The sequence below is a fragment of the Streptomyces sp. NPDC002156 genome, assembly GCF_053593675.1.
This window is the reverse complement of sequence record NZ_JBSFDA010000045.1, coordinates 47,854-62,958: the sequence shown is the minus strand read 5'-3', so window position 1 is coordinate 62,958 and position 15,105 is coordinate 47,854. Positions and strand designations below refer to the sequence as shown.

The 15,105-nt window shown below is 71.4% G+C and carries 12 protein-coding genes; 7 read left to right on the top strand and 5 right to left on the bottom strand.

Going from position 1 to position 15,105, the window contains the following annotated elements; translation table 11 throughout:
* Positions 1–146: 146 nt before the first annotated feature.
* Positions 147–428, bottom strand: a complete 282-nt coding sequence (locus ACWCRB_RS20110; RefSeq protein WP_450997330.1) for an HPr family phosphocarrier protein — start codon at positions 426–428, stop codon at positions 147–149.
* 178 nt (positions 429–606) lie between these two features.
* On the opposite strand from ACWCRB_RS20110, the gene ACWCRB_RS20105 reads away from it, so the two are divergent.
* From ACWCRB_RS20105 to ACWCRB_RS20085, 5 genes are all read left to right on the top strand, one after another.
* Positions 607–3,519 (top strand): bifunctional acetate--CoA ligase family protein/GNAT family N-acetyltransferase, encoded by a 2,913-nt coding sequence (locus ACWCRB_RS20105; protein WP_450997329.1) that lies wholly within the window; start codon positions 607–609, stop codon positions 3,517–3,519.
* Between the two features lie 40 nt (positions 3,520–3,559).
* Positions 3,560–4,147, top strand: coding sequence for a DUF5998 family protein (locus tag ACWCRB_RS20100; protein ID WP_389356130.1), 588 nt, complete (start codon positions 3,560–3,562; stop codon positions 4,145–4,147).
* Positions 4,147–5,337 carry an alkaline phosphatase family protein gene (locus ACWCRB_RS20095; RefSeq protein ID WP_450997328.1) on the top strand — a complete coding sequence of 397 codons (1,191 nt, stop codon included), beginning with the start codon at positions 4,147–4,149 and terminating at the stop codon, positions 5,335–5,337. Before ACWCRB_RS20100 ends, ACWCRB_RS20095 begins: the two co-directional genes overlap by 1 nt.
* A gap of 66 nt (positions 5,338–5,403) precedes the next feature.
* Positions 5,404–6,054, top strand: a complete 651-nt coding sequence (locus tag ACWCRB_RS20090) for a thymidine kinase (RefSeq protein ID WP_450997327.1) — start codon at positions 5,404–5,406, stop codon at positions 6,052–6,054.
* Between the two features lie 276 nt (positions 6,055–6,330).
* Positions 6,331–7,617, top strand: a complete 1,287-nt coding sequence (locus ACWCRB_RS20085; RefSeq protein WP_450997326.1) for a C40 family peptidase — start codon at positions 6,331–6,333, stop codon at positions 7,615–7,617.
* A 73-nt stretch (positions 7,618–7,690) separates the two neighbouring features.
* Here the strand turns inward: ACWCRB_RS20085 and ACWCRB_RS20080 are convergent, their stop codons facing one another.
* The gene (locus ACWCRB_RS20080; RefSeq protein ID WP_450997325.1) at positions 7,691–8,488 is read right to left on the bottom strand and encodes a VOC family protein; all 798 of its coding nucleotides are present in this window, start codon (positions 8,486–8,488) and stop codon (positions 7,691–7,693) included.
* Between the two features lie 381 nt (positions 8,489–8,869).
* Here ACWCRB_RS20080 and ACWCRB_RS20075 point away from each other — a divergent pair, with 381 nt between their 5' ends.
* Positions 8,870–9,712, top strand: a complete 843-nt coding sequence (locus ACWCRB_RS20075) for a sulfurtransferase (protein ID WP_450997324.1) — start codon at positions 8,870–8,872, stop codon at positions 9,710–9,712.
* Between the two features lie 170 nt (positions 9,713–9,882).
* Here the strand turns inward: ACWCRB_RS20075 and sepH are convergent, their stop codons facing one another.
* The 3 genes from sepH to ACWCRB_RS20060 all read right to left on the bottom strand — a co-directional run bounded on the left by sepH (position 9,883) and on the right by ACWCRB_RS20060 (position 13,826).
* On the bottom strand, positions 9,883–10,902 hold the full coding sequence (gene sepH / locus ACWCRB_RS20070) for a septation protein SepH (RefSeq protein ID WP_369029360.1): 1,020 nt from the start codon (positions 10,900–10,902) through the stop codon (positions 9,883–9,885).
* 406 nt (positions 10,903–11,308) lie between these two features.
* A complete protein-coding gene (locus ACWCRB_RS20065; protein ID WP_450997323.1) occupies positions 11,309–12,628 on the bottom strand; it encodes a D-arabinono-1,4-lactone oxidase in 1,320 nt (439 codons plus the stop codon).
* A complete protein-coding gene (locus tag ACWCRB_RS20060) occupies positions 12,588–13,826 on the bottom strand; it encodes an MFS transporter (RefSeq protein ID WP_450997322.1) in 1,239 nt (412 codons plus the stop codon). The genes ACWCRB_RS20065 and ACWCRB_RS20060 overlap by 41 nt, the downstream gene beginning before the upstream one ends.
* 150 nt (positions 13,827–13,976) lie before the next feature.
* On the opposite strand from ACWCRB_RS20060, the gene ACWCRB_RS20055 reads away from it, so the two are divergent.
* Positions 13,977–15,104: a ferrochelatase gene (locus ACWCRB_RS20055; RefSeq protein ID WP_450997321.1), complete on the top strand. Its 1,128-nt coding sequence runs from the start codon at positions 13,977–13,979 to the stop codon at positions 15,102–15,104.
* The last annotated feature ends 1 nt before the right edge of the window (position 15,105 follow it).

Sequence of the window (15,105 nt, the reverse complement as noted above, 5' to 3'; positions counted from 1 at the left end):
ACCGCACCCTGCGCGCGGCGCACCCCGGCGCGACGACCCGGAGCCGGAGCGTTTCGCATCTGGCCGCGCCCGCGTTCGCCGGGGCGATGATCTTCGCGTGTGCGGGTGGTGCCTTTGAGGTGACGGCTGTCGCCGCCCTCAATTTCTCAGACCGTCTCGGGAAGTTCCTCGAGTCCCTCGGCCACCAGCTTCGCCAGACGGTCGAGCGCCACGTCGGCGCCCTCCGCCTCGGAGGCGAGGACGATCTCCTCGCCGCCCTGGGCACCCAGGCCGAGGACCGCCAGCATGGAGGCCGCGTTGACGGGGTTGCCGTCGGCCTTGGCGATCGTCATGGGGACGCCGGCGGCCGTGGCCGCACGGACGAAGATGGAGGCGGGGCGGGCGTGGAGGCCCTCCGCCCAGCCGACGTTGACGCGGCGCTCAGCCATGTGATGCTGCCCTTCACTGTCTCAGGGTTGTCTAGACCATTGTTCCATAGCGTGAAGCGTTCCGGGAGGCAGGTGGAAACCTGTCCCGGAACCGCGTTCGGACCCCGGCCTGGGCCCGACTTCGGTCCCCACAGACTGCCTCGCGACGTTGTCGTACGCGAGCCGTACTCTGGGGCGCATGCAGAACTCGTCGGACCGGCACGAGTACCCCGCCCACTGGGAGGCGGACGTCGTGCTGCGCGACGGCGGCACCGCCCGCATCCGGCCCATCACCGCGGACGACGCCGACCGGCTGGTCAGCTTCTACGAGCAGGTTTCGGACGAGTCGAAGTACTACCGCTTCTTCGCGCCCTATCCGCGCCTGTCCGCAAAGGACGTCCACCGCTTCACCCACCACGACTTCGTGGACCGGGTGGGGCTCGCGGCCACGGTCGGCGGCGAGTTCATCGCCACCGTACGCTATGACCGCATTGATGCCGACGGCCTGCCCGCGTCCGGTCCCGCCCACGAGGCCGAGGTCGCCTTCCTGGTGCAGGACGCCCACCAGGGCCGGGGCGTCGCCTCCGCCCTCCTCGAACACATCGGGGCCGTCGCACGCGAGCGCGACATCCGCCGCTTCGCCGCCGAGGTGCTGCCGGCCAACAACAAGATGATCAAGGTGTTCACCGACGCCGGGTACACCCAGAAGCGCAGCTTCGAGGACGGCGTCGTCCGCCTGGAGTTCGACCTGGAGCCCACCGACCGCTCCCTCGCCGTCCAGCGGGCGCGGGAGCAGCGGGCCGAGGCACGCTCCGTACGGCGGCTGCTCGTCCCGGGCGCGGTGGCCGTCATCGGTGTCGGCCGCGCCCCCGGCGGCGTCGGCCGCAGCGTTCTCGACCACATCAGGGACGCCGGTTTCACCGGTGACCTGTACGCGGTCAACAGTGCCTTCCCGGAGGAGCAGAAGGACATCGACGGGGTGCCGGCCCACCGGTCGGTGCAGGAGATCGAGGGTTCCGTCGACCTCGCGGTCGTCGCAGTCCCGGCCGCGTACGTCCCCGATGTCGTCGCCGAGTGCGGAGAGCACGGAGTGCAGGGGCTCGTCGTGGTCTCCGCCGGGTACGCCGAGAGCGGCCCCGAAGGGCGGGAGCGGCAGCGCGAACTCGTACGGCACGCGCGCACGTACGGGATGCGCATCATCGGCCCCAACGCCTTCGGCGTCATCAACACCGCCGAGGACGTCCGGCTGAACGCGTCCCTCGCCCCCGAGATGCCGAGGCCCGGCAGGATCGGCCTGTTCGCGCAGTCCGGCGCCATCGGGATCGCCCTCCTCTCCCGGCTGCACCGGCGCGGGGGAGGCGTCACCGGGGTCACGGGCGTGTCGACGTTCGTCTCCTCCGGCAACCGGGCCGACGTGTCCGGCAACGACGTACTCCAGTACTGGTACGACGACCCGGACACCGACGTCGTCCTCATGTACCTCGAATCCATCGGCAACCCGCGCAAGTTCACCCGCCTCGCGCGGCGCACGGCGGCGGCGAAGCCGCTGGTGGTCGTCCAGGGGGCGCGGCACGGCGGTGCCGCTCCACAGGGGCATGCGGTACGGGCCACACGGCTGCCGCACGCGACGGTGTCCGCGTTGCTGCGGCAGGCCGGGGTGATCCGCGTGGACACGATCACCGAACTGGTCGACGCGGGGCTGCTGCTGGCCCGGCAGCCACTGCCCGCCGGGCCGCGGGTGGCGATCCTGGGGAACTCGGAGTCGCTGGGCCTGCTGACGTATGACGCGTGTCTCTCTGAGGATCTGCGGCCGTCGGCCCCGCTGGACCTGACGACGGGGGCGTCGCCCGAGGACTTCCGCCGGGCGCTCTCGGAGGCGTTGGCGGACGAGGGGTGCGATGCGGTGGTGGTGACCGCGATCCCTACGGTGGGGGAGGGGTATCCCGGGGATGCGGCGTTGGCCGAGGCGCTTCGGTCGGCTGCGGAGGAAGTCCCTGGGAAGCCGGTACTGGTCGTGCATGTGGAACTCGGGGGGCTTGCGGAGGCGCTGTCGGCTGCGGCCAGTACTGCACCACAGGCAGGTTCAGCTGCACCCGGCGCTGCTGGCGGTGCCCACCCTCCCCCACTCTCGGCTTCGCTCGAGCGGGGGGACCCCCATCGCCCTGCGGAACGTCTGCCCACCGCGGTAGCGGGAACGGTGCCGCCCGCCGCAGGTGTGACACCGGAGGTGCCCACCCCCAACTCCCCCTCCCGTCTCATCCCCGCCTACCCCGCCGCCGAGCGCGCCGTACGCGCCCTCGCCGAAGCCGTCAAGTACGGGCAGTGGCGGCGGGAGGTCGCCGAGCCCGGCAAGGTGCCCGGGTACGAGGACATCGACGAGAAGGGGGCCGCCGAGCTGATCAGTGGGCTCCTCGCGCGTGGGCAGGGGCTCACGCTCGGTACGGACGAGACGTGCGAGCTGCTCGGGACGTACGGCATCCCGGTGCGCAGGGCCCTGCCCGCGCTGAGCGCCGACGACGCCGTGGCCGCCGCGCGGACCATCGGTTACCCCGTCGCCCTCAAGGCCACCGCCCCGCACCTGCGCCACCGCGCGGACCTGGGCGGCGTACGCCTGGATCTCGCGGACGAGGAGCAACTGCGGCGGGCGTACGCCGAGTTGACCGGCCTCTTCGGGAATCCGCACGAGGTGCGGCCCGTCGTGCAGGGGATGGCGTCGCGGGGAGTCGACACCGTCGTACGGGCGGTCATCGACCCGGCGGCCGGCGCGGTGCTCTCCTTCGGGCTCGCCGGACCCGCCTCGCAGCTGCTCGGGGACACCGCGCACCGGCTGATACCGGTCACCGACCGCGACGCGTCCTCACTGATCCGGTCGATCCGGACGGCGCCGCTCCTCTTCGGCTGGCGCGGCTCGGCGCCGGTCGACACCGGGGCGCTGGAAGAACTGCTGCTCAGGGTGTCGCGGCTCGTCGACGACCACCCCGAGGTGATCGCCGTGTCCCTGGAGCCGGTGGTCGTCGCGCAGCACGGGCTGAGCGTGCTCGGGGCGTCGGTGCGGCTGGCGCCGCCGCCCGTCCGTGACGACCTGGGTCCCAGGACACTTCCTGTGTACTGAGCGGTGCCTCGCAGTCAGTGGGCCCCCGTAGGATGGGCACATGGCCAAGACCAGTACGACGACCCAGGGGCTGCGAGCGGCGATCGAGCGCAGCGGCTACTACCCGGCCCTCGTGGCCGAGGCGGTGGAGGCCGCGATCGGCGGCGACTCCATCCGGTCGTACCTGGTCCACCAGGAGACGACGTTCGACGCGAACGAGGTGCGTCGGCACGTGACCGTGCTCGTCCTCACGGGCAACCGTTTCATCGTCAGCCACACCGACGAGCAGGCCGCGGACACCACGTCCCCGACGCCGTACGCCACCACGTCCACGGAGTCCGTGAAGCTCGGCCGGATCTCGTCCGTCGTGCTCAGCAGGGTTGTCGCCAACCCGGAGTCGTACACGCCGGGCACGCTGCCCCGTGAGGTCGTCCTGACCATCGGCTGGGGCGCCGTCGCCCGTATCGACCTGGAGCCGGCCGCCTGCGGCGACCCCAACTGCGAGGCCGACCACGGCTACACGGGCAGTTCCACGGCGGACGACCTCAGCCTGCGCGTCAGCGAGGCCGGCGACGGCCCCGAGACGGTGCGCCAGGCCCTCGTCTTCGCGCAGGCCCTCTCCGAGGCGACCGCGGACGTCGCCCGCTGATGTCCCAGCCCACCACCTGGGACCACCCGGAACCACTCGCAGTCTCCTCCGCCCCCGTCCCGCACTACGGCACGGGCTCGCTCGCCGACCTGCTGCCCACCCTGGCCGCCGGCATGGACGTACCGGGCATGTCCCCGGCCATTCCGGAGCTGGCGCCCGCCGACCGGAACTGCGTGTTCCTGATCGACGGACTGGGCTGGGAGCAACTCCTCGCCCACCCGGACGAGGCCCCCTTCATGAGCTCCCTCATAAGCAGCTCCCGCGGTGACACGGGCCGCCCGATCACCACCGGCTACCCGGCGACCACCGCGACCTCCCTGGCCTCCGTCGGTACCGGGCTGCCGCCGGGCGCGCACGGCCTGCCCGGCTACACCGTCCGCAACCCGGCCACCGGCGAGTTGATGAACCAGCTGCGCTGGCAGCCGTGGACGGAACCGCGCGCGTGGCAGCCGCACCCCACGGTGTTCCAGCTGGCGCACCAGGCCGGTGTGCACACGGTCCAGGTCTCCTCGCCGACCTTCGAGAACACCCCGCTGACCAAGATCGCGCTCAGTGGCGGAACGTTCCGCGGGAAGCTGTCCGGGGAGGACCGCATGGACCTGGCGGCCGAGCAACTGGCCGCCGGTGACCGCTCGTTGGTCTACACGTACTACGCCGAGGTGGACGGCAAGGGCCACCGCTTCGGCGTCGACTCGGACGCCTGGCGCGGCCAGCTCATGTACGTCGACCGGCTCGTCCAGCGGCTGGCGGAACAACTCCCGCCGCGCGCCGCCCTGTACGTCACCGCCGACCACGGCATGATCGACATCCCGTTCGACGAGCAGCACCGCATCGACTTCGACGAGGACTGGGAACTGCGCGCCGGTGTCGCCCTGTTGGGCGGCGAGGGCCGGGCGCGGCACGTGTACGCGGTGCCGGGTGCCCAGGCCGACGTACTGACCTGCTGGCGCGAGGTGCTCGGCGAGCAGTTCTGGGTGGCCTCGCGGGACGAGGCCATAGCGGCGGGCTGGTTCGGACCGACGGTCGACGAACGGGTGTACGCCCGGATCGGCGACGTGGTCGCGGCGGCGCGGGACGACGTCCTGATCGTCGCCTCCGAGCGGGAGCCGAGGGAGTCCGCGATGGTCGGCAACCACGGCTCGATGACCCCCGCGGAACAGCTCGTCCCGCTGCTCCAAGTACGCTCCTGACGCTTCCCCCTTCCCGACCCGCCTGCCACTCCTCCGTGTCCCTCGCCGAAAGGTGCTCAACCTCCCATGTCCGAGCTGGTGTTCTTCTCCGGGACGATGGACTGCGGGAAGTCGACCCTGGCGCTGCAGATCGCGCACAACAGGTCGGCGAGGGGACTGCAGGGCCTGATCTTCACCCGGGACGACCGCGCGGGGGAGGGCAAGCTCTCCTCGCGGCTCGGTCTGGTGACCGACGCGGTCGAGGCGTTCCTGGGGATGGATCTGTACGGCTATGTCGTGGACCGGGTGTCACAGGGCGGCCGAGTCGACTACCTGATCGTGGACGAGGCGCAGTTCCTGGCGCCGGACCAGATCGACCAACTCGCGCGCGTGGTCGACGATCTGCGCCTCGACGTCTACGCCTTCGGCATCACCACCGACTTCCGCACGAAGCTCTTCCCGGGCTCGCGACGGCTGATCGAGCTGGCAGACCGGATAGAGACGCTCCAGGTCGAGGCGATGTGCTGGTGCGGCGCGCGGGCCACGCACAACGCCCGCACCGTGAACGGCGAGATGGTGGTGGAGGGCGAGCAGGTCGTGGTCGGCGATGTGAGCAGCCTCGCCGCGGAGGTCGGCTACGAGGTGTTGTGCCGACGCCACCACCGTCGCCGTATGACGAGCGCCTCCGCGCATGCCGGCGCGCTCTCCCCGGACGTCCTGCCGGTCGGCTCTGCCTGATCGTCGCCGCTCCAACAGGCCGCTCCGGTCCGTCGGTTCCGGCGCCCGGTCACCTGCCGCTTCTCGGCCCGTCGCGCCTTCCCCGAACGTTCCGCCTGAACCCCGAGCCACCCCCGATACGACGAAGGTCACAATTACGTATCGGACATTTCGCGCTTCAACCTTCACTTGAACCGCACAAGTTGGCTAAGTTGACCTCCGTACGACTTCTTCCCAAGTCGCTGTTCGAAGCAGACAGTTGACTCGGGGGTGGAACACGGAAGGAGCTCGTCCCGCATGGCGCCGGAACGATCCCGTAATGATGGGCCGAGCCGTGAGGAGGTCCAGCAGCGGATCAACAGCCTCTACGACCAGGCCGAAAGCGCCTCCGGGACCTTCAACGCCACCCGCGCGATGAAGGTCGGCATGCGCAGGCGCGTCAACCCGACGCCCGACACCGCGCGCAGGCGCTCGGACCCAGCCCTCGACGAGGTCACCCGACCGTGGTTCGACGCGGCGCGCGCCAAACTGGGCCCGACCCTGCCGGCCGTACTGCCGCCCGACAGGAGGCCGGCCCGCCCTGCCGAGTCCCGCCCCGCTCGTCCCGCGAGCCCTCCCGCCGAACCGGCCGCCCGCGCCGTGCCGGAGCTGACCGCCGCACCCATGCCCGCGTTGCCCTCGGGATCCGCGCGCGAACTGTCGCCCGTACCCAGGGCCGAACTGCCGCCCGCGCCGGTCGCCGAACTGCCCGCCGCGCCCATGAACGCGCTGTCGGCCGTGCCTTCACCGCGTCAGGAAGCCCCGGGGGGCCTGACCGCGCTGCCCGCCGAGCCCAGCTGGTTCCCGTCGCCCGCCACGAGCACCGCGCCGCTCCCGGCCGAGATGCCGCAACTGCCCCAGTCGGCAGGTCCGGGCACGGACGCGTCCCTCGAAGGCACACCCCTCTACGCGGGCACGCTCCGCGACGGGAACTACGCCCTCGTCACCGAACTCCCCCTGGTCGCGGACCCGTTCCCGGTGGCGGACCCGTTCCCCGCCGCCGCCCCGTTCCCCGTCGCGGAGGCGCCCTACGTCGCACAGGCGCCCCACGTCGCGCAGACCTCGTACGTCGCACAGACGTCCTACGGCACGGGAACCTACTTCGGCACCGACCCGTTCCTGGGTGCCGTGGCCGGAGGGAGTATCGGCAACGGCATCGCGTTCGGTCTGGAGCCCGGTGCGAAGGCCGCGAAGGCGGTCGCCTTCGCCCGTGCGCAGATCGGCAGGCCGTGCGTCTGGGGCGCGGTGGGACCGGGGTCCTACGACAACTCCGGTCTCATCCAGGCCGCCTGGAAGGCCGCTGGGGTCGCGCTCCCGCGTGCGGTGCACGAGCAGGCGAGCGCCGGCATGGCGATCCACCTCGCCGACATCCGGCCCGGCGACCTCGTCTTCTTCCACGGCGACATGGGCCACGTCGGTCACGTCGGCATCTGCGTCGGCGACGGCACGATGATGCACGCACCGAGTCCCGGCGCGACGGTGCGCGAGGACTCGATCTTCGCGGCCGGCGAGGCGGCGATCCACAGCGTCCTGCGGCCGGCGTAGGGCCCACGGCGCAGGGGCCCGCCCAGAGAGGGCCGTCAGCGGGCCCCTCCGGATCACCGTGGGCCCTTCCGGATCACCTCTGGATCAGCGAGAACAACGCCCCCTCCGGGTCCGTCACCGTCGCCACGCGCCCGTGTGCGCTGTCGTGCGGAGGCTTGACGACATGGCCGCCCAGGTCCACCAGCTGTGTGGCCGCCGCGTCCGCGTCGGAGACCTCGAAGTACGTCATCCAGTGCGGACCCCGGTCCCGGGGCAGGGAGTTGCCCACGCCGTGGATGCCGGCGACCGGTCGGCCCTCGACGTGGAGGGTGACGTAGTCGAAGTTCGCCGACACCACGGGCTCCTCCTCGTAGCCGAAGACGGTCTTGTAGAACTTGGCGACGCTCGACGAGTCACGGGTCACCAGCTCGTTCCAGGCGGGCGTGCCGGGGACGCCGGTGATGTCCGTGCCCAGATGGGCGGCGGCCTGCCAGATGCCGAACACCGCTCCCATCGGGTCGGAGGCGATCGCCAGCCGGCCCGCCTCGGCCGCGTCCAGGGGGCCTACGCCCACCGTGCCGCCCGAGTGGCGGACCATCTCCGCTGTGAGGTCCGCGTCGTCCGAGGCGAGGTACGGCGTCCACGCGATGGGGAGATGGCGGTCCGGCGGCAGCTGGCCGATGCCGGCCACCTCATGACCGTCCAGCCGGGCCCGGACGTACCAGCCGAGCTGCTGGGGGCCCGGTTCGAACTCCCAGCCGAACAGCTCCCCGTAGAAGTCCTGGGTCGCCGCCATTCCGTGCACCATCAGACTCACCCAGCAGGGTGTGCCGGGCGCGTGCCGGTCGTGCGCCTCGCTGTTCCGGCCGGCCGACTCCCGTGCCTCGGTCATCGTCACTCTCTCCTCGACCCCTCGCGGTGGCCGTGTCACTTCCGCTGTCCGCCGCGTCGGCGGACCTGCCGCATACCGTCGTACGGCGAGCCTCGTCCCGTACGTCCGTCGTGCCGTGCCGCGATCCCGCGCGCACGCACGCCCCGTGCCGATGCTCGCACCACCCGCGGTACCGCGCGCTCCGGCCGCGCCGACCCCCGCACGTCCTCGTCGTGAGGGTGCCCGATCCGCCGTTTCCCGCCCGTTTCCATGCGATTACCGCAGGGTGTCCATCGGTCGTACAGCATGTGCCCGATCCAGTACGCCTGGTGATCGAACCTGTCCGGCGGGAGAGTAGCCCGACCTGGCCGCCGCGGCCACCCCGTGCGCAAGGATGGAGCCATGAACGCCATCATCTCCGCACCCGAACTAGTGAACGAGCTGGCTGGTTCCCGTCCGCCGGTCCTGCTCGACATCCGCTGGCAGCTGAGCATGCCCGGCGCGGCGCCCTTCGACGGGCGCGTCGCGTACGCCGCCGGACATCTCCCCGGCGCCGTCTTCGTCGACCTGGACCGGGAACTCGCCTCCGCGTCGGGGGCGGGCGGCCGGCACCCGCTGCCCGACCCGGAGGTGTTCGGCACAGCGATGCGCCGCGCGGGTGTCTCGTCCGGCGTCCCGGTCGTTGTGTACGACGGCGGACAGGGCTGGGCGGCGGCCCGCGCGTGGTGGCTGCTGCGCTGGACAGGTCACCCGGACGTGCGGGTCCTTGACGGCGGGTTGCCGTCCTGGGAGGGGGCGCTCGACACGGACGTACCCGCGCCCGCCGAGGGCGACTTCACGCCGGTGCCGGGAGCGGTGGAACTGCTGGACGCGGACGGCGCCGCCGCACTGGCCCGCTCCGGACTGCTGCTCGATGCGCGCGCGGGGGAGCGCTACCGGGGCGAGGTCGAGCCCATCGACCGGGTCGGCGGACACATTCCGGGCGCGGTCTCGGCGCCCACGAACGAGAACGTGGGCCCCGACGGCCGCTTCCTGCCCCCGGCCGAACTGACGGCCCGCTTCAAGACCCTGGGCACAACGGACACCACCGCGGTGGGCGTGTACTGCGGCTCAGGCGTCTCGGGCGCCCACGAGGTCCTGGCCCTGGCGGTCGCGGGCATCCCGGCAGCGCTGTACGCCGGCTCCTGGTCGGAGTGGTCGAGCGACCCGACGCGCCCGGTGGCGGTGGGCCCGGACCCGCAGTAGCTCAGCAGCATCGGCCGTGAGGGCCGCGCCCAATGGGCGCGGCCCTCACGGCCGTACGGGTGACGGGTCGGGTGCGCGCAGCGCCCCGACAGGGGCGCGGGGAACTGTGCGACCAGCCACGACGGCGCCGCAGCGAACCGACAACCCCTCGCGGCCCCTCCAGCGGAGCGCTACTCCTTGTTCTTGCGGCGCGTACCGAACACGATCTCGTCCCAACTCGGAACCGCCGCTCTACGCCCAGGACGCACCCCATCCGCCTCCGCCTGGCGGTCAGTCGCACCGACCAGCCGGTCACGGTGAGCGCCGACCGAGCGAGGCATCAGCACGTCCGCGTACGCGGAACCCGCCGAGGCCGCGGGAGCCGGGGGCTCCTCCACCTCGGGTTCGGGTGCCGGTTCCTCCGGGGCTTCCGTGGAGGAGGGTCGTTCCGGCACGACCATGTCGCCACGGAAGCTCGGTACCGCCTCCAGCAGGCTGGTCAGCGAATCGCGCTCGCTCGCGCTCTCCTCTGTGGCCTCCGGCGACGGTGCCGGCAGGGCCGGACGGTCCAGCGGGCGGTCGCGCGGCAGCCGGGCGATACGCGGTACGAACGGGAAGCTGGGCTCGGGCGCCGAGAGGTCGTCCGACTCGCCGATCAGCGAGCGGGCCTCCTCGTCGACGGCCTGGACGAGCCGCCGGGGCGGGTCGTACGTCCAGCTCGCCGAGTGGGGTTCACCGGCGACCAGATAGACCAGCAGGACTTCCCAGGTGCCGTCGTCGCGGCGCCACGAGTCCCACTGGACCGTGTCCTTGTCGGCGCCACGGATCGTCAGCCGCTCCTGCACGGCCTCGCCGAGCTGTGGACCGGCGTTCTCACCGGGCCGGCGGACCGGAGTCTTCCGGGCCCGCTCGGCCATGAAGGCTCGTTCGGCCAGCACGGGGCCCTCGAAGCGACGCACACGGTCGACCGGAATCCCGGCGAGCTGCGCCACTTCTTCCGCGGACGCACCGGCACGTATGCGTGCCTGGATGTCGCGGGGGCGGAGATGGCTCTCCACCTCGATCTCGATCTGGCCGAGGCGGGGACGGTCGCCGCGAACGGCGGCGCGCAGACGCTCATCGATCGGAAGCGTGTACTCCGTGCTGTCCGCAGCCTTCAGCACCAGCCGTGTGCCGTCGTTAGAGACGGCCACGACACGCAGTTCGGGCATGGGGACCTCCCGGGTGGTGCCTGCCGACGTCACGTGCGTCGCTGCTTCCGCTAGTCGAGTGTGGCCTGCCCGGGTGCAGCCTGCCACAACCTTGCCGAGTTGCCCGGCGTGTCGGGCGCGGGCCCGAGATCGCCGTTATGTCACGGTTATCTATTCGCAACGCTAAGTGACAAACTCCGTCACCCTGTGCAACGAGCCCCCTCTTGGCGATCCTGGAAGGCCCCGGACGCCCAGGCGGGAGACCGGACCCAGGGCTCGCAACAGTACTCCATTTGGGCCACGTGCGTGGATTGGCACGCCACCCAATTCCAGCAGGGGAGTGCGAGTTGGCCGATCTCCCACCGGTTCCGTGACCTCGGACGCAACGCAGTTCACGTAAACATCGGAAACGGAACCAATTGCTTCGCTACGCGCCGAGAACCCGTCGCAAGTAGTCGTTCTGGAACAGTCGTTCGGGGTCGAGCCGGTCTCGCAGGGCGGTGAACTCCCCGAAACGGGGGTAGACCCCCGCGAAGTAATCGGCGTCCCGCGTGTGCACCTTGCCCCAGTGCGGCCGTCCCTCGTGCGCCGTGAAGATGCGCTCGGCGGCCGTGAAGTACGCCTGATAGGGCGTCCCCCGGAACATGTGGACGGCCACGTAGGCGCTGTCGCGGCCCGAGGCCGTGGAGAGCGCGATGTCGTCGGCGGGGGCCGTACGCACCTCCACGGGGAAGCTGACCCGCAGGTCCGACTTGTCGACCATCGCCTTGAGTTCGCGCAGCGTCTCCACCAGGGCCTCGCGCGGAACGGCGTACTCCATCTCCACGAAGCGCACCCGGCGAGGAGACGTGTAGACCTTGTACGGGATGTCCGTGTACGTCCGCGCGGACAGCGCCTTGCTGGAGATCTGCGCGATCGTCGGGATCGTGGCCGGCACCGTGCGGCCGACCAACTGGGCCGCCTGGAAGACGCCGTTGGAGAGGAACTCGTCCTCGATCCAGCCCTTGATCCGACTGACCGGTTTCTCGGGGCCCGCGCTGCGGTTGTTGCGCTTGGTGTTGGTGTTGCCGGTGTGCGGGAACCAGTAGAACTCGAAGTGCTCGTTCTCGGCCCAGAGTTCGTCGAAGGTGCTGGTGACCTTGTCGAAGGTCATCGGCTCCTCGCGGGCGGTGAGCAGGAAGAGCGGCTCCACGGCGAAGGTGATCGCGGTGATGATCCCCAGGGCGCCGATGCCGACCCGGGCCGCCGCGAAGACCTCCGGATTCTCCTTCTCGGAGCAGGTGAGCACCGAACCGTCCGCCGTCACCAGCTCAAGCCCCTTGATCTGGGCGGCTATCGAGCCCGACTCGCGGCCGGTGCCGTGGGTGCCGGTGCTGGTGGCGCCCGAGACCGTCTGCTCCATGATGTCGCCCATGTTCGTGAGCGACAGACCCTCGCGGGCCAGAGCCATGTTGAGTCTCTTGAGCGGAGTGCCCGCCTCGACCGTGACCGTCAGGTTCTCGCGGTCAATATTGCGGATACCGGTCAACAGTTGAGGGCGGATCAACACCCCGTCGGTGGCAGCGGTCGCCGTGAAGGAGTGCCCGGTGCCGACGGCCTTCACCTTCAGACCGTCCGCGGCTGCCTTCCGCACCGCCGCCGACAGTTCCTCCACGGAAGCGGGCGTGACCTCCCGGGCGGGCCGGGCGGTGACGTTGCCCGCCCAGTTACGCCACGTGCCGCTCTTGCCGCTCGCTGTGCTGCTCAACGGTGCCTCCCCGACGCGGAGCCGGCCTGCTCAGCCGGCGGTACCCGAGGAAACCGACCGCGACCGCGACGGCCCCGGACGCCACCGGAACCCCGTACCCGGCGCTCGCACCGGCGGCGTCGATCACCCAGCCGGACACGGAGGAGCCGAGCGCGACGCCGACCGCGAGCCCGGTGCTCACCCAGGTCATGCCCTCGGTCAGTTGCGCGCGTGGTACGTGCTGTTCGATGAGGGACATCGTCGTGATCATCGTGGGTGCGATGGACAGGCCCGCAACGAACAGCGCCACGGCCAGAAACGGCAAGTTTCCGACCAGTAGGAGGGGGATCATACTCACGGCCATCGCACATATGCCCAGCAGCCACCGGCGTTCCGGGGCTCCAGGAAGGTGCAGCAGCCCGAACACCGCTCCCGCCGTGCAGGAGCCCGCCGCGTAGAGGGCCAGCACGACGCTCGCGGCGCCCTGATGACCCCGTTCCTCGGCGAAGGCGACGGTGACCACGTCGACCGCCCCGAAGATCGCCCCGGTCGCCGCGAAGGTGACCACCAGGACCTGGAGACCGGGGGAGCGCAGCGCCGAGCCGCCCTTGTGCTGCGCGCGCGGATGCGGCTCGGGCTCGGTGGCCCGCTGCGCCGTCAGCCAGAAGACACCGGCCGCCAGGAAGCATGCGGCGAGCAGCGGCCCCGCCTCCGGGAACCACACCGTGGACAGCCCGATGGAGATGATTGGCCCGAAGATGAAGCAGACCTCGTCCACCACGGACTCGAAGGAGTACGCGGTGTGCAACTGCGGGGTGTCCCGGTACAGGGCCGCCCACCGCGCGCGGGTCATCGCGCCGACGCTCGGTACGCAGCCGATGCCGGCGCCGCACACGAACAGCACCCAGTCCGGCCACTCGAAGCGCGCGGCGAGCAGCAGCCCGGCCGAGGCCACCAGGGCGCAGAGGGTCGCGGGCCGCAGCACGCGGCGCTGCCCGTACTGGTCGACCAGTCGCGAGACCTGCGGACCCGCCACCGCGGCGGCCAGGGCGATGGTCGCCGTGAGGGCGCCCGCGAGCCCGTACCGCCCGGTGAGCTGGGAGATCATCGTGACCACGCCGATGCCCATCATCGACAGCGGCATCCGGCCGAGGAACCCCGCGGCGGTGAAGCGCCCGGAGCCGGGGGCGGCGAACAGGGCGCGGTAGGGGCTGGGCACGGGGAGACTCCGGTCGACCGGTAAGGCGTGAGGGGCGGGTGGGTAAGGCGTGAAGACAGCCGATACAGCTTACGGGTCAGGTGACCCTGATGCACCCGTCGGGACGGGCCACGATCCCGGCTGTCAGAGGGGGGTGGCAGGATCGGAACCATGCGAGAAGCGCTCGACGCCACCCCCTACGACGCCCTGCTCCTGCTCTCCTTCGGCGGCCCCGAGGGCCCGGACGACGTGGTTCCGTTCCTGGAGAACGTGACGCGCGGGCGGGGCATCCCCAAGGAACGCCTCAAGGAAGTCGGACAGCACTACTTCCTGTTCGGCGGGGTCAGCCCGATCAACGACCAGAACCGCGCCCTCCTGGACGCCCTGCGCAAGGACTTCGCGGACCACGGCCTCGACCTGCCGGTCTACTGGGGCAACCGCAACTGGGCCCCGTACCTCACCGACACCCTCCGCGAGATGGTCCAGGACGGCAGACGCCGCATCCTCGTCCTCGCCACCAGCGCGTACGCCTCGTACTCGGGCTGCCGCCAGTACCGCGAGAACCTCGCGGACTCCCTGGCCGCCCTGGAGGCCGAGGGCCTCGACCTTCCCCGGGTCGACAAGCTGCGGCACTACTTCAACCACCCGGGCTTCCTGGAACCCATGATCGAGGGCGTGCTCACCTCCCTGGCCGACCTCCCCGAGGACGTCAGGGACGGCGCGCACCTCGCCTTCTCGACCCACTCCATCCCGACCGCCTCCGCCGACACCTCCGGGCCCGTCGAGGACCACGGGGACGGCGGGGCGTACGTGAAGCAGCACCTGGACACCGCCCGGCTGATCGCGGACGCCGTGCGCGAGCGGACCGGCGTCGACCATCCCTGGCAGCTCGTCTACCAGTCGCGCTCCGGTGCCCCGCACATCCCATGGCTGGAGCCCGACATCTGCGACCACCTGGAGGAGCGGCACGGCGCCGGCGTCCCGGCCGTAGTGATCGCACCCATCGGGTTCGTGTCGGACCACATGGAGGTCCTGTACGACCTCGACACGGAGGCCAAGGACAAGGCGGCGGAACTGGGCCTGCCCATGCGCCGCTCCGCGACCGTGGGCGCCGACCCGCGCTTCGCCGCCGCGGTCCGCGAACTCGTCCTGGAGCGCGCCGCCACCGAGAGCGGCCAGGACATCACGCCGTGCGCCCTGGGCGCGCTCGGCGCGACCCGCGACCTCTGCCCGGTGGGCTGCTGCCCGTCCCGTGCCCCCAGGCCCGCCGCCGCGGGCGCCGACAGCCCGTACGCGTGAG

Bases quoted from the DNA above. Each gene is read 5' to 3' on its own strand.
- ACWCRB_RS20110 (WP_450997330.1), bottom strand. From the start codon at position 428: ATGGCTGAGCGCCGCGTCAACGTCGGCTGGGCGGAGGGCCTCCACGCC.
- ACWCRB_RS20105 (WP_450997329.1), top strand. From the start codon at position 607: ATGCAGAACTCGTCGGACCGGCACGAGTACCCCGCCCACTGGGAGGCG.
- ACWCRB_RS20100 (WP_389356130.1), top strand. From the start codon at position 3,560: ATGGCCAAGACCAGTACGACGACCCAGGGGCTGCGAGCGGCGATCGAG.
- ACWCRB_RS20095 (WP_450997328.1), top strand. From the start codon at position 4,147: ATGTCCCAGCCCACCACCTGGGACCACCCGGAACCACTCGCAGTCTCC.
- ACWCRB_RS20090 (WP_450997327.1), top strand. From the start codon at position 5,404: ATGTCCGAGCTGGTGTTCTTCTCCGGGACGATGGACTGCGGGAAGTCG.
- ACWCRB_RS20085 (WP_450997326.1), top strand. From the start codon at position 6,331: ATGGCGCCGGAACGATCCCGTAATGATGGGCCGAGCCGTGAGGAGGTC.
- ACWCRB_RS20080 (WP_450997325.1), bottom strand. From the start codon at position 8,488: ATGACCGAGGCACGGGAGTCGGCCGGCCGGAACAGCGAGGCGCACGAC.
- ACWCRB_RS20075 (WP_450997324.1), top strand. From the start codon at position 8,870: ATGAACGCCATCATCTCCGCACCCGAACTAGTGAACGAGCTGGCTGGT.
- sepH (WP_369029360.1), bottom strand. From the start codon at position 10,902: ATGCCCGAACTGCGTGTCGTGGCCGTCTCTAACGACGGCACACGGCTG.
- ACWCRB_RS20055 (WP_450997321.1), top strand. From the start codon at position 13,977: ATGCGAGAAGCGCTCGACGCCACCCCCTACGACGCCCTGCTCCTGCTC.